12 protein-coding genes are annotated in these 13,605 nt (G+C 69.6%); 7 read left to right on the top strand and 5 right to left on the bottom strand.

Annotation, left to right across the window (positions count from 1 at the left end; all coding sequences use genetic code 11):
• Positions 1-108 precede the first annotated feature (108 nt).
• From ACFYR0_RS19365 to ACFYR0_RS19355, 3 genes are all read right to left on the bottom strand, one after another.
• A complete protein-coding gene (locus tag ACFYR0_RS19365; protein WP_389329157.1) occupies positions 109-963 on the bottom strand; it encodes a DUF4429 domain-containing protein in 855 nt (284 codons plus the stop codon).
• A gap of 66 nt (positions 964-1,029) precedes the next feature.
• A complete protein-coding gene (locus ACFYR0_RS19360) occupies positions 1,030-2,238 on the bottom strand; it encodes an alpha/beta hydrolase (protein WP_389329100.1) in 1,209 nt (402 codons plus the stop codon).
• Positions 2,239-2,364: 126 nt separating this feature from the next.
• On the bottom strand, positions 2,365-2,991 hold the full coding sequence (locus ACFYR0_RS19355) for a TetR family transcriptional regulator (protein WP_389329097.1): 627 nt from the start codon (positions 2,989-2,991) through the stop codon (positions 2,365-2,367).
• A 65-nt stretch (positions 2,992-3,056) separates the two neighbouring features.
• Here ACFYR0_RS19355 and ACFYR0_RS19350 point away from each other — a divergent pair, with 65 nt between their 5' ends.
• On the top strand, positions 3,057-4,679 hold the full coding sequence (locus ACFYR0_RS19350; protein WP_389329094.1) for an MFS transporter: 1,623 nt from the start codon (positions 3,057-3,059) through the stop codon (positions 4,677-4,679).
• 206 nt (positions 4,680-4,885) lie between these two features.
• Here ACFYR0_RS19350 and ACFYR0_RS19345 read toward each other — a convergent pair whose 3' ends face one another.
• Together ACFYR0_RS19345 and aceE are read right to left on the bottom strand one after the other, a co-directional pair.
• The gene (locus ACFYR0_RS19345) at positions 4,886-5,647 is read right to left on the bottom strand and encodes a potassium channel family protein (protein WP_389329091.1); all 762 of its coding nucleotides are present in this window, start codon (positions 5,645-5,647) and stop codon (positions 4,886-4,888) included.
• Between the two features lie 87 nt (positions 5,648-5,734).
• Entirely contained in the window at positions 5,735-8,482 is a 2,748-nt protein-coding gene (aceE, locus tag ACFYR0_RS19340) for a pyruvate dehydrogenase (acetyl-transferring), homodimeric type (protein WP_389329088.1), read from the bottom strand.
• Between the two features lie 369 nt (positions 8,483-8,851).
• Here aceE and ACFYR0_RS19335 point away from each other — a divergent pair, with 369 nt between their 5' ends.
• The 6 genes from ACFYR0_RS19335 (at position 8,852) to ACFYR0_RS19310 (ending at position 13,519) form a co-directional block, all read left to right on the top strand.
• Positions 8,852-9,283 carry a DUF3052 domain-containing protein gene (locus ACFYR0_RS19335; RefSeq protein ID WP_356685671.1) on the top strand — a complete coding sequence of 144 codons (432 nt, stop codon included), beginning with the start codon at positions 8,852-8,854 and terminating at the stop codon, positions 9,281-9,283.
• Positions 9,284-9,406: 123 nt separating this feature from the next.
• Positions 9,407-9,865 carry a peroxiredoxin gene (locus ACFYR0_RS19330; protein WP_386380388.1) on the top strand — a complete coding sequence of 153 codons (459 nt, stop codon included), beginning with the start codon at positions 9,407-9,409 and terminating at the stop codon, positions 9,863-9,865.
• 112 nt (positions 9,866-9,977) lie between these two features.
• Positions 9,978-10,553 carry a calcium homeostasis/redox stress adaptation protein gene (locus tag ACFYR0_RS19325; protein ID WP_386380389.1) on the top strand — a complete coding sequence of 192 codons (576 nt, stop codon included), beginning with the start codon at positions 9,978-9,980 and terminating at the stop codon, positions 10,551-10,553.
• A 143-nt stretch (positions 10,554-10,696) separates the two neighbouring features.
• On the top strand, positions 10,697-11,272 hold the full coding sequence (locus tag ACFYR0_RS19320) for a TerD family protein (protein WP_389329083.1): 576 nt from the start codon (positions 10,697-10,699) through the stop codon (positions 11,270-11,272).
• 260 nt (positions 11,273-11,532) lie between these two features.
• Positions 11,533-12,675 (top strand): DUF475 domain-containing protein, encoded by a 1,143-nt coding sequence (locus ACFYR0_RS19315; RefSeq protein WP_389329080.1) that lies wholly within the window; start codon positions 11,533-11,535, stop codon positions 12,673-12,675.
• Positions 12,676-12,781: 106 nt separating this feature from the next.
• Positions 12,782-13,519 (top strand): Tellurium resistance, encoded by a 738-nt coding sequence (locus ACFYR0_RS19310; protein WP_389329077.1) that lies wholly within the window; start codon positions 12,782-12,784, stop codon positions 13,517-13,519.
• Positions 13,520-13,605 lie beyond the last annotated feature (86 nt).

Raw genomic sequence — 13,605 nt, 5'->3', positions numbered from 1 at the left:
GCGGCCGCGACGGACCCGCACCCGCCCGACGGCAGTCGAACCGCCCCCGGCAGGGCGTTCGCGTCGGCCGGGACGAACCCTCGCCCAGCCGACGGCAGTCACCCCCTTCTAGAGCTCGGCCAGGAGTTCGGCCTTCTTCACGGAGAACTCCTCGTCGGTGACCAGCCCGGCCCGGTGCAGCTCGCCGAGATGCCGGATGCGCTCGGCGATGTCGGCCGGGTCCCTGCGGGGTCCGGCCGGCACCGCGGCCACGGGCCCCTTGTCCCGCACCGCGGCCAGCACCGCCGCGGCGAACGGCAGGGACTCGTGCACCGGCCCGTACCCGAGCCCGAACACCACGGCCGCGGGGTCCTGGTCGGCCTGCGCGGGCTGCCCGCCCTCGCGGGTCAGCAGCCGCAGATGCCCCTCGAACACCTCCGGCGAGCGCCACTCGACACCGCTGAGCTCGGAGAGGCCGAAGCTCTGGTCCCCGGCCTTCCACTTCGCCGAGGACGCCCCGGTCCAGAACCAGCGGAACCCGACGGTCGACCCGTCGAAGGACGCCTTCCCGTCGTACGCCTTGAACCGCAACGACGGCTCCGGCGCGGGCACCAGGAACCGGTCGGCGGCCCCGGTGTCCCCGGGCAGCGCCGCCCGCAGCTCGTCGGCGTAGTACTCGGCCAGCACCTCACGCTCGGCCGGCAGCACCAGCCGGTACGGATCGCTGGTCTCCTTCAGCTGCCCGGCGGCGGCCTCCAGCAGTGGATCGGCGCCCGGCCGCAGCTCGGCGCGCAGCACCACCGTCCCCCGCCGTCCCGGCGTCAGCGACACCCCGCGCAGCGCCGCCAGCGGCACCCGGCGCTCCTTCAGGGCCTGGAACAGCCTGGGTGTCCGAATCCCCCGTTCGTAGCGGATGAGCACGGAGTCGGACTCGAACTCCCAGGCGGCATGAAATCCGGCCAGTACGTCACCCATGCGGCTCATCGTATGCGGCACGAGCTTCTCCGTCCCCTCCCCGCGCGGACCGCAGTTCCCGCGCCTCTACGCGCGTCAGGCCGACGCACCGTCGGACAAACCGGCCCGGCACGTGTCCTTGTCGTCGGCGCAGTCCACCGCGCGGTACGCGCCGGTGCCGATCTCGGCGAAGTTCCTGAGGCTGTCCGTGCCCGGCACGAAGTAGCCCGCGTGGCCCCGGGCGTCGCGGGACGACAGCACGCGCGCCCCGAACTCGGCGGACATCGGGTCGGCCCCGTGTCCGAGGCCGCCGAGCTCCAGATGGGGCACGTCCTCGATCCAGTCGTCGGCGTCCCGCATGGCCCACACCCGCGCGCCGGTGCCGAGCCCGGAGGCCCTCTCGGCGCGCATGCCGGGGCTGCCGGCCACCGCTATGTCGGTCACCCGCCCGGGCAGGGACCGCGCGCCCACCCCGCACACCACCGAGCCGTAGCTGTGGCAGAACAGCGACACCGGGGCATCGCCGGGCAGCGCCCGCAGCAGCCCGTTCAGCCGTACGGCCCCGGCCTCGGCGCGCAGCGCGGTCGCCGCGTCCATGCCCAGCCCGCGGGGGGCGGTGTAGTCGGCCCAGGCGATGACGGCCGTCCGCGTCCCGGGGCTCGCCGCGCGCTCGGCGTCGTAGAGCGCCCCGGCCATGCCGGCGGGGGCCGAGTGGCGGCGGTCGGTGCGCTGGAAGGTGAGCAGGTCGGTGTCGACGCCGGGGACGACGACGGAGACGCGCTCGGCCGTGTCGAGGTCCCCGAGCACCTCGGCGACCCGTCCGGTGCCGTCGGGATCGAAGGAGAGGATCTGCCGTCCGGGCTCCATGAGGGACTCAAGGCGGTGCATCCGGCGTCCCGCCAGACGCTGGCCCGAGGCCGTCAGGCGTGTGTCGTGCATACGGGCGAGCTCGACCCGGCGGGCCTTGCCGAGGGCGATGCGGTTCGCCCGGTAGCGCAACTGGGCGGGTGCACCGTTCATGTTGCCCACCGCGAGCGGGTAGCGGCGGGCGAGCGAGGTCTGCTGGCCCTCGGTGAGCGTGGCGAAGAATCCGGCCAGCAGCGCGGGCGCCGCCTCCGGGTCGGGCAGCCGGTGCCCGGCGATGCTGCCGTGCTCCCACGCGGAGAGCGAGGCCGCCAGCTCGGTGGTCGTGCGGTGGCCGCGCATGGCGGTCCAGCCGGTGGTCGCCAGCATCACGAACACCACGGCCAGCGCGAGCAGCATGCGCCAGACGTTGAGTTGCGGGGAGGTGTCGAAGGAAGTCACTGGGAGGACACACTAGGAGAACGACACGGTCTCGCGTGAACTGAGTGACGGGGATCACGTTTGACGATTCGTACGCTCTCTCGGACCGTACGGCCGTGGTCACGTTCGGCGACCTGGGACGCCCGGTCAGGGGGTGCGCCAGCTCCCCGCGAGCGCCGGTCCCACCTGATCGAGGTACGCGGTCGTCAGTTCACGGATCGCCTCCACGTTCAGTTCGTCGCGGGCGCTCCACCGCCGCTCGGTCATCCGCATCACCCCGCCGAAGACCGCCACCGCCACCCGGGGCCGCAGGTCGGTGTCGACGTCCAGGCCCTCGCGCTCGGCGATCAGCCGCGCGAAGCGCTCCTCGGTGTCGGCGGACCGCCGCAGATGCGCGGCGAGCAGCGCCGGCGTCGACTCGATCACCCGGCACATCCGCAGATACAGCTCCAGCGGTACGACGGACTCGATGACCTCGCTGATGGTGTCCCAGCCCTCCAGCACGGCCCGGCGCATCGCCTCCAGCGGCGGCTCCTGTGCCGGACGGGCGTGTACGGCCTGGTAGAAGTGCTCCTCGGTCAGGTGTGCGACCCAGAGGGCGGCGTCCTCCTTGCCCGCGAAGTAGCGGAAGAAGGTGCGCTGGGAGACCTCGACGGTCTCGGTGATCTCGTCGACGGTGGTCTGCTCGTAGCCCCGGGTGGTGAAGAGTTCGAACGCGGCTCGGACCAGTGCGTCCCGGGTGCGCTGTTTCTTGCGCTCGCGCAGTGTTTCCATAGCTGTCAGTTACCGACTACTGATTTCTTTTGTCAATTGTCAGCGGCTGTCACTAGCCTCGGGGCATGACTAGTCAGACCACCATCGACAAGACGGGGCCGGGGGACGGCACACCGCTCACCCCGCCGGACCCGGCGCCTGTCCGGGGCCTGCGCGGGCACCCGTGGTTCACCCTGCTCACCGTCGCCGTCGGCGTCATGATGGTGGCCCTCGACGGCACCATCGTGGCCATCGCCAACCCGGCGATCCAGAAGGACCTGAACGCCAGCTTCGCCGACGTCCAGTGGATCACCAACGGGTACTTCCTCGCCCTCGCGGTCACCCTGATCACCGCGGGCAAGCTCGGTGACCGCTTCGGCCACCGGCAGACCTTCCTGATAGGCGTCGTCGGCTTCGCCGCCGCCTCGGGCGCGATCGGCCTGTCCTCCTCGATCGCCGCGGTCGTCGCCTTCCGCGTCCTCCAGGGCCTGTTCGGCGCGCTGCTGATGCCGGCCGCGCTGGGCCTGCTGCGGGCCACCTTCCCCGCCGAGAAGCTGAACATGGCCATCGGCATCTGGGGCATGGTCATCGGTGCCTCCACCGCGGGCGGCCCGATCCTCGGCGGCGTGCTGGTCGAGCACGTCAGCTGGCAGTCGGTGTTCTTCATCAACGTCCCCGTGGGCGTCCTCGCGCTAGTCCTCGGCGCGATGATCCTGCTCGACCACCGGGCCGAGAACGCCCCGCGCTCCTTCGACCTGCTCGGTATCGGCCTGCTGTCCGGCGCGATGTTCTGCCTGGTGTGGGCTCTGATCAAGGCCCCGGAGTGGGGCTGGGGCGCCGGCCGGACGTGGACGTTCATCGGTGCCTCGCTGCTGGGCTTCGCGCTGTTCGCGTTCTGGGAGACCCGGGTCCGCGAACCGCTGATCCCGCTGACCCTCTTCCGCTCGGTCGCGCTGTCCGCCGGTGTGGTGCTGATGGTCCTGATGGCCATCGCGTTCATGGGCGGCCTGTTCTTCGTGACGTTCTACCTCCAGAACGTGCACGGCATGAGCCCGATCGACGCGGGCCTGCATCTGCTGCCGCTGACCGGCATGATGATCGTCGGCTCCCCGCTCGCGGGCGTCCTGATCACCAAGCTCGGCCCGCGTGTGCCGCTCGCGGGCGGCATGGCGGTCACCGCGCTCGCCATGTACGGCATGTCCACCCTCGAGGTGGACACGAGCAGCGGTCTGATGTCGCTCTGGTTCGCCCTCCTCGGCCTGGGCCTCGCCCCGGTCATGGTCGGCGCCACCGAGGTCATCGTCGGCAACGCGCCCATGGAGCTGTCCGGTGTGGCCGGCGGTCTCCAGCAGGCCGCCATGCAGATCGGCGGCAGCCTCGGCACGGCCGTGCTCGGCGCGGTCATGGCCTCCAAGGTCGACAGCGACCTTGCGGGCAACTGGACCGGCGCGGGCCTGCCCGAGCTCACCCCCGAGGAGCTCGGCAAGGCCTCCGAGGCGGTTCAGGTCGGCGTGCCGCCGGTCGCCCCGGGCACGCCCGAGCAGATCGTCGCCAAGATCACGGACGTGGCCCACGACACCTTCATCTCGGGCATGAGCCTCGCGTCCCTGGTCGCCGCGGGGGTCGCGGGCGTGGCCGTCCTGGTCGCCCTCCTCACGAAGCGCGGCGCGAACGCGGAGGCGGGTGTCGCCGGCGCGGGCCACATCTGACGCGGGTTCCCTGCGGGGCACTGCAAGAGGGCCTCTCCGACAGGCCCGACGCGGCGCCAAGACCGTCGCGCAGTTCCCCGCGCCCCTGAAAACGGGCGGCGCCAAGACCGTCGCGCAGTTCCCCGTGCCCCTGTCTTGGGGGCGCGGGGAACCGCGCGAGCGACCACGACGGACCCGCACCCGCCGAACGACGGGAACAAGCCCCCTCAGAACGCGCCCGACTCCTCCGAAGGACCCGGCACCCGCGCACGGGACAACACGGCGACCTCCGCGCGCAGCGCGCGAACCTCCTCGGTCAGCAACGTGATCGCCTCCGTCTGCCGCCGCTCCTCCTCGTCGTCCCGCTCGAACCGCGCGATGAACCACGCCGCGATGTTCGCGGTGACGACACCCAGCAGCGCGATCCCCGACAGCATCAGCCCGACGGCGAGCACCCGCCCCGCACCGGTCGTCGGCGCGTGGTCCCCGTACCCCACGGTCGTCATCGTCGTGAACGACCACCACACCGCGTCACCCAGCGTCCGGATGTTCCCCCCGGGCGCGTCCCGCTCGACGGACAGCACCGCGAGCGACCCGAACATCAGCAGCCCCACCACGGCCCCCGCCACATACGTGGTCAGCCGGATCTGCGAGGCCATCCGCGCCCGCTGCCCCACCAGCAGCAGCGTCGACACGACACGCAACAACCGCAGCGGTTGGATCAGCGGCAGCAGCACCGCGATCAGGTCCAGCCAGTGCCGCCGCACGAACGCCCACCGCTCGCGCGACAGCGTCAGCCGCACCACGTAGTCCAGGGCGAAGGCCCCCCACACCACCCACTCGGTCACCTCGCACGCGCGGGTGACCGAGCGACTCGCGGAGGGCTCCACGATCGGCACCGCGTAGGCGATCGCGAACAGGACGGCCAGTGCCAGCAAGGGCCGCTGGGTGCTTCGCTCCCAGCGGCCCTGTGCCGTTCGTTCCTTCATGCCCGCATCGTACGGTGGCACGCGGCACGCGCGGCCGACCGCGATGCCCGCCGGAGACCCCGGCGGGAGCCCTCCCGGAGCCGGCCCCTACGCGTCGCCCCCGGCCACCCCGGGATCCGCGGCGGAGACGTCCAGCAGCTGGTACCGGTCGACGGCCTGCTTGAGCACCGACCGGTCCACCTTCCCCTCCCGCGCCAGCTCCGTCAGCACGGCCACCACGATCGACTGCGCGTCGATGTGGAAGTACCGCCGGGCGGCGCCCCGGGTGTCGGCGAAACCGAACCCGTCCGCGCCCAGGGACTGGTAGGTCCCCGGCACCCAGCGGGCGATCTGGTCCGGCACCGACCGCATCCAGTCGGACACGGCCACGAACGGCCCCTGCGCCCCGGACAGCTTGCGCGTCACGTACGGCACGCGCTGCTCCGACTCCGGGTGCAGCAGGTTGTGCTGCTCGCACTCCACAGCCTCGCGCCGCAGCTCGTTCCAGGAGGTCGCCGACCACACGTCGGCGCGCACGTCCCACTCCTCGGCGAGGATCCGCTGCGCCTCCACGGCCCACGGCACGGCCACACCGGAGGCCATGATCTGCGCCGGGATCGACCCGGAGGTGCCCTCGCCGAAGCGGTGGACGCCCTTGAGGATGCCCTCGACGTCGACGTTCTCCGGCTCGGCCGGGTGCTGGATGGGCTCGTTGTAGACGGTGAGGTAGTAGAAGACGTCCTCGCCGTGCGGGTGCTCCTCGGAGCCGCCGTACATCCGCCGCAGGCCGTCCTGGACGATGTGCGCGATCTCGAAGGAGTAGGCCGGGTCGTACGCCACACAGCCCGGGTTGGTCGAGGCCAGCAGCTGTGAGTGGCCGTCCGCGTGCTGGAGGCCCTCACCGGTCAGGGTCGTGCGTCCGGCGGTCGCGCCCAGGACGAAGCCGCGCGCCAGCTGGTCGGACATCTGCCAGAACTGGTCGCCGGTGCGCTGGAAACCGAACATCGAGTAGAAGACGTAGACCGGGATCAGCGGCTCGCCGTGCGTGGCGTACGCCGAGCCCGCCGCGATCAGCGAGGCCGTGCAGCCCGCCTCGGAGATGCCGTCGTGCAGCATCTGCCCGGTCGGCGACTCCTTGTAGGCGAGCAGCAGCTCGCGGTCGACCGACTCGTACTGCTGTCCGAGCGGGTTGTAGATCTTCGCACTCGGGAAGAACGAGTCCATGCCGAAGGTGCGGTACTCGTCCGGCGCGATCAGTACGAACCGCTTGCCGAGCTCCTTGTCCCGCATCAGGTCCTTGAGGAGCCGGACGAACGCCATGGTGGTGGCGATGGACTGGTGCCCGGAGCCCTTCTTCACGGTCGCGTACGTGCTGTCGTCCGGCAGCGCCAGCGGCTTCGAGCGCACCACGCGCGTGGGGACGTACCCGCCGAGCCCCTTGCGGCGGTCGTGCATGTACTGGATCTCCTCGGAGTCGCGCCCCGGGTGGTAGTACGGCGGGAGCCCGCCCTCCAGGTTCTTGTCGGAGATCGGCAGGTGCAGCCGGTCGCGGAAGCGCTTGAGGTCGTCGACCGTCAGCTTCTTCATCTGGTGCGTGGCGTTGCGGCCCTCGAAGTTCGGGCCCAGCGTCCAGCCCTTGACCGTCTTGGCCAGGATCACCGTCGGCTGGCCCTTGTGCGCCTGGGCCGCGGAGAACGCCGCGAAGATCTTCTTGTGGTCGTGACCGCCGCGGCCCAGGTGCAGGATCTGGTCGTCGGTCATGCCCTCGACCATCGCGCGCAGCCGCTGGTCGTCGCCGAAGAAGTGCTCGCGGATGTATGAGCCGGACTCGGTGGCGTAGGTCTGGAACTGCCCGTCCGGGGTGGTGTTCATCCTGTTGACCAGGATGCCGTCGCGGTCCTGGGCGAGCAGCGGGTCCCAGGAGCGGTCCCAGATCAGCTTGATCACGTTCCAGCCGGCGCCCCGGAACACCGACTCCAGCTCCTGGATCACCTTGCCGTTGCCGCGCACCGGGCCGTCGAGCCGCTGGAGGTTGCAGTTGACCACGAAGGTGAGGTTGTCCAGGCCCTCGCGCGCGGCGATGGTCAGCTGGCCGAGCGACTCCGGCTCGTCCATCTCGCCGTCGCCGAGGAACGCCCACACCTGCGACCTCGAGGTGTCGGCGATGCCGCGCGCGTGCATGTAGCGGTTCATCCGCGCCTGGTAGATCGCCCCGATCGGACCGAGGCCCATCGACACGGTCGGGAACTCCCAGAAGTCCGGCATCAGCCGGGGGTGCGGGTAGGAGGACAGTCCGTACGGCGCCTTCGACCTCTCCTGGCGGAACCCGTCCAGGTTGTCCTCGCCGAGCCGGTCGAGCAGGTACGCGCGCGCGTAGATACCCGGCGAGGCGTGCCCCTGGAAGAAGACCTGGTCGCCGCCGTCGCCCTCGTCCTTGCCCCGGAAGAAGTGGTTGAAGCCCACGTCGTACAGCGAGGCGGAGGAGGCGAAGGTGGCGATGTGGCCGCCCACCCCGATGCCGGGGCGCTGGGCGCGCGAGACCATCACGGCGGCGTTCCACCGGGTGGCGTTGAGGATCCGGCGCTCGATCTCCTCGTTGCCCGGGAAGAACGGCTCGTCCTTGGTGGCGATGGTGTTGACGTAGTCCGTGCTGCGCATCTCGGGCACGGCCACCCGCTTCTCGCGGGCCCGCTCGATCAGCCGCAGCATGAGATAGCGGGCCCGCTCACGGCCGCGCTCGTCGATGGCGGCGTCCAGGGAGTCGAGCCATTCCCGGGTCTCTTCGGGGTCGAAGTCGGGAACCTGGCTGGGAAGGCCGCCAATGATGATCGGATTGCGATCGGATCCGGGAGCCACGCTGTTCCTTACCTGTCGAGGGCCGTGTCGTCTCTGCCTGCACCGCTCCCCATCGTGTACCTCGGGGCGGCAAACGTCATCTCTACCGTGAGGTAACCGGCAGACCCGGCATGTCGGTGGAATCTCGTTCGAGACTCGTACTCACATAGGGTTCTCAAACGCCCATAGGGGGCAGAAAGGTGTGGTGTGTGTCACCTTTGATCACGGAGGAGTGCCTGGAGTTGCGGTGACACCGCCAGGATCGTCACCGTTTCGGCGGTCTGCACGGCCGGGTACTTGCGCGATCCGCCCTGCACGTGTGGACTACGGCCAATGCTTCGCGCACGCGCGTGGCTGAGTTATTCCCAAAACATGATCAGGAGGCAAACCGTGAGCGCGACCGCGGACCACGCGGAGACGAACCTGGCCGTCAGGCTGGGCTTCCAGCCCGACCAGGTGGTCCAGGAGATCGGCTACGACGACGACGCCGATCAGGAGCTCCGTGAGGCCATCGAAGAGGCCACCGGCACCGAGCTCGTCGACGAGGATTACGACGACGTGGCCGACGCCGTGGTGCTCTGGTTCCGCGAGGACGACGGGGACCTGACCGATGCGCTGGTGGACGCCATCGCGTACATGGAGGAGGGCGGCCAGATCCTGCTCCTGACGCCGAAGACCGGCCGCGACGGCTACGTCGAGCCCAGTGACATCGGAGAGGCCGCCACCACGGCCGGCCTGTCCCAGAGCAAGAGCATCAACGCGGGCAAGGACTGGAACGCCAGCCGTCTGGTCACGCCCAAGTCGGCGGCCAAGAAGCGCTGAGCCCCGGCCTCGTCGCGAAACCGGCGGACGAACCGAGCGTGTGCTCGGTCCGTCCGCCGGTGTGCGCCGCTCGCCTCGTAGGCTGTTCCCACCCGAACAGCCCAGCGAAGGGAACTGCCCGAGATGGCCATCCAGGTCGGCGAGAAGGCCCCGGACTTCGAGCTCAAGGACAACCACGGCCGCACCGTGAGGCTGTCCGACTTCCGCGGCGAGAAGAACGTGGTCGTGATCTTCTACCCGTTCGCCTTCACCGGCGTGTGCACGGGCGAGCTGTGCGAGGTGCGCGACAACCTGCCGAGGTTCGCCGACCGCGACACGCAGGTCCTCGCCGTCTCCAACGACTCCATCCACACCCTGCGCGTCTTCGCCGAGCAGGAGGGCCTGGAGTACCCGCTGCTCAGCGACTTCTGGCCGCACGGCGAGGTCTCCCGCGCCTACGGCGTCTTCGCCGAGGACAAGGGCTGCGCGGTGCGCGGCACCTTCGTCGTCGACAAGGAGGGCGTGGTCCGCTGGAGCGTCGTCAACGCCCTGCCGGACGCGCGGGACCTCGGCGAGTACGTCGCGGCGCTCGACACCCTCTGATTCTTCACCCCGCGGCCTGCGGGCCACGGGAACCCGTCACTAGGATCGAATCGTTTGATCCGTTATCAACGCACGACGGGGCACCCCGCCCCTGGACACCAATGGAGGACTCGTGGGAGTCAGCCTCAGCAAGGGCGGCAACGTATCGCTGACCAAGGAGGCCCCGGGCCTGACCGCGGTCATCATCGGTCTGGGCTGGGACGTGCGCACCACGACCGGCACGGACTTCGACCTGGACGCCAGCGCGCTGCTGCTGAACAACACCGGCAAGGTCACCAGCGACGCCAACTTCGTCTTCTTCAACAACCTCAAGAGCCCCGACGGCTCGGTCGAGCACACCGGTGACAACATCACCGGTGAGGGCGAGGGCGACGACGAGCAGATCAAGGTCAACCTCGCGGCCGTGCCGGCCGACATCGAGAAGATCGTGTTCCCGGTCTCGATCTACGACGCCGAGAACCGCCAGCAGTCCTTCGGCCAGGTCCGCAACGCGTTCATCCGCGTCGTGAACCAGGCCGGTGAGGCGGAGATCGCCCGCTACGACCTGAGCGAGGACGCCTCGACCGAGACCGCGATGGTCTTCGGTGAGCTCTACCGGCACGGCGCGGAGTGGAAGTTCCGCGCCATCGGCCAGGGCTACGCCTCGGGCCTGCGCGGCATCGCGCAGGACTTCGGCGTCAACGTCTGAGCCGATCCAGGGCGAGAACGCGACCCGAAGGTCCCAGGGCGACACACGACCTGAAGGTCTTTGTCCGGCGTCGCACGGTTTACGTGCGGCGCCGGACGTGCAGGACAGCCACATAAGCATCACCTCGGGGAGGGACCAGCAATATGGGCGTCACGCTCGCCAAGGGAGGCAATGTCTCCCTGTCCAAGGCCGCACCGAACCTCACGCAGGTGCTGATCGGCCTCGGCTGGGACGCACGCTCCACCACCGGAGCCGACTTCGACCTCGACGCCAGCGCCCTGATGTGCAACGGCGGGCGGGTGATGGGCGACGAGTGGTTCATCTTCTACAACCAGCTCACCAGCCCCGACGGCTCGGTCAAGCACACCGGCGACAACCTCACCGGTGAGGGTGACGGCGACGACGAGTCCCTGATCATCGATCTGTCCAGGGTCCCGGCCCAGTGCGACAAGATCGTCTTTCCGGTCTCGATCCACATGGCCGACGAGCGGGGCCAGACCTTCGGCCAGGTCAGCAACGCCTTCATCCGGGTCGTCAACCAGGCCGACGGCCAGGAACTGGCACGGTACGACCTGAGCGAGGACGCCTCCACGGAGACCGCCATGATCTTCGGCGAGGTGTACCGCTACCAGGCGGAGTGGAAGTTCCGGGCGGTGGGCCAGGGGTACGCGTCCGGACTGCGGGGCATCGCCCTGGACTTCGGGGTCCACGTCTCGTAGGGCCGGAGACGTCGCGGGCCGGCCCGGTCCGGGCCGTCGCGACCCCCGGCGCCCGTCAGGTTCCGGTCGATACCGGGACCTGACGGTGCGCCGCCCATCGGTACTCGGTAACGGGTGCGCCCCGGTCGGAAAACCCTCCTGGCCCGTCCGGGGCGCCGCAGAATAGACTTCGTCAACGTTTCGTAAAGCCGAGTACGGCTCGGGGGAGACCGTCCCCCACACTCCGTGTGGGAGGTCCCCCAACAAGGATTGGGTAGCCAGTGGTTCTGAAAACCTTCGGCTGGTCGTTCGCGGTCACCGCGCTCGGCCTGGTCGCGGCGGTCTTCTACGGGGGGTGGACCGCCTTCGGCATCGTGGCGATCCTCTCCGTACTCGAGATCTCGCTCTCGTTCGACAACGCGGTGGTCAACGCCGGAATCCTGAAGAAGATGAGTGCCTTCTGGCAGAAGATCTTCCTCACGATCGGTGTGCTCATCGCCGTCTTCGGTATGCGTCTGGTCTTTCCCGTCGTCATCGTCGCCGTCAGCGCGCAGATGGGACCGATCGAGGCCGTCGACCTCGCACTCACCGACAAGGACCGGTACGAGCAGCTCGTCACCGACGCCCACCCGTCGATCGCGGCGTTCGGTGGCATGTTCCTGCTGATGATCTTCCTGGACTTCATCTTCGAGGACCGGGACATCAAGTGGCTGGCCTGGCTGGAGCGCCCGCTGGCCAAGCTGGGCAAGATCGACATGCTGTCGGTCTGCGTCGCCCTGATCGTCCTGCTCATCACCTCGATGACCTTCGCGACGCACGCGCACCTGCACGACGGGTCGGCCGACAAGGCGGAGACGGTCCTGCTGTCCGGCGTCGCCGGCCTCATCACGTACATGATCGTCGGCGGTCTCTCCGGCTTCTTCGAGGACAGGCTCGAAGAGGAGGAGGAGCGTGAGCACGAGGCCGAGGAGGCGGCGGAGCGGGCCGGCAAGCCACGTCCCGCGATCGTCCTCGCGGGCAAGGCCGCGTTCTTCATGTTCCTCTACCTGGAGGTCCTGGACGCGTCCTTCTCCTTCGACGGTGTCATCGGCGCCTTCGCCATCACCAACGACATCGTCCTGATGGCCATCGGCCTCGGCATCGGCGCGATGTACGTCCGTTCGCTCACGGTCTACCTGGTCCGCCAGGGCACCCTCGACGACTACGTCTACCTGGAGCACGGCGCCCACTACGCCATCGGCGCCCTCGCCGTGATCCTCCTGGTGACCATCCAGTACCAGATCAGCGAGATCATCACCGGCATGATCGGTGTCGTTCTCATCGCCTGGTCCTTCTGGTCCTCCGTCCGCCGCAACCGCGCGCTGGCCGCCGCCGGCGGGGAAGCGGGATCGGACGAGAAGACCGAGGTCTCCTCCGGGGTGTGACACCCTCACGGGTGAGGAACGCTTCGAGCGGGGCGGTGTCGAGGACCGGGTCCTCCGGCGCCGCCCCGCAGGCGGTTCGCGGGGACCACACGACTTGGGGGCGGGTATGGGCTGGCTCGACGGACTCTGGCGCGGGCGGGACATCCAGTTCGACTCGGGCAGCGCGTCGTCCAACGCGATCGAGCTGACCAAACGGCACAGCCAGGTCTCCCTGACCAAGCAGGGCGCCGCCACCGGCCATCTCCGCGTCAACCTGGCCTGGCGCATGCGCACCTCCGACATCGGCGGCCCGCAGCGCGAGAGTCTGCTGCGCCACCCCTTCCGGGCCCTGAAGCCCCCGGAGGTCATGGGCCACAGCCAGAGCATGGTCAACGTCGACCTCGACCTCGGCTGCCTCTACGAGCTCCAGGACGGCACCAGGGGCGTCGTCCAGCCGCTCGGCGGCTTCCTCGGCGACGTCAACGCCCCGCCGTACGTCAAGCTCAGCGGCGACGACCGCTTCGGCTCCGCCTCGGGCGAGACGATCTACGTCAACCTCGACCACCGCGACAGCATCAAGCGCCTGCTGGTCTTCGCCTACATCTACGACCAGACCCCCGCCTTCGACCGCACCCAGGCGATGGTCACCCTCTACCCCAGCAACGGCCCCCGCATCGAGATCAGCCTCGACGAACGCCACCCCCAGGCCCGCTCCTGCGCCATCGTCCTCATCGAGAACGTCAAGGGCGAGATCATGGTCCGCCGCGAGGTCAAGTTCGTCTACGGCTTCCAGGCCGAACTCGACCGCCTCTACGGCTGGGGCCTCCAATGGGGCAGAGGCTACAAATCCAAGGCAGACCGCTAGCGCCCTTCTTCAGGGGGGCTGTGTCGATCTGCGGCTCCGCCGCGCGGGCGCTCAGCGGACGGCGACTTGTAGCCGTGCTGGAGCGG

Origin of the sequence: Streptomyces sp. NPDC005017 (assembly GCF_042873115.1) — a bacterium.
In the GTDB taxonomy this organism is placed as follows: Bacteria; Actinomycetota; Actinomycetes; order Streptomycetales; family Streptomycetaceae; genus Streptomyces.
This window is presented reverse-complemented; position numbering and strand designations above follow the sequence as displayed.

What these genes read in the sequence shown, in the direction of transcription:
- ACFYR0_RS19365 (WP_389329157.1), bottom strand. Translation starts at nt 963, where the DNA reads ATGAGCCGCATGGGTGACGTACTGGCCGGATTTCATGCCGCCTGGGAG.
- ACFYR0_RS19355 (WP_389329097.1), bottom strand. Translation starts at nt 2,991, where the DNA reads ATGGAAACACTGCGCGAGCGCAAGAAACAGCGCACCCGGGACGCACTG.
- ACFYR0_RS19350 (WP_389329094.1), top strand. Translation starts at nt 3,057, where the DNA reads ATGACTAGTCAGACCACCATCGACAAGACGGGGCCGGGGGACGGCACA.
- ACFYR0_RS19345 (WP_389329091.1), bottom strand. Translation starts at nt 5,647, where the DNA reads ATGAAGGAACGAACGGCACAGGGCCGCTGGGAGCGAAGCACCCAGCGG.
- ACFYR0_RS19330 (WP_386380388.1), top strand. Translation starts at nt 9,407, where the DNA reads ATGGCCATCCAGGTCGGCGAGAAGGCCCCGGACTTCGAGCTCAAGGAC.
- ACFYR0_RS19320 (WP_389329083.1), top strand. Translation starts at nt 10,697, where the DNA reads ATGGGCGTCACGCTCGCCAAGGGAGGCAATGTCTCCCTGTCCAAGGCC.
- ACFYR0_RS19310 (WP_389329077.1), top strand. Translation starts at nt 12,782, where the DNA reads ATGGGCTGGCTCGACGGACTCTGGCGCGGGCGGGACATCCAGTTCGAC.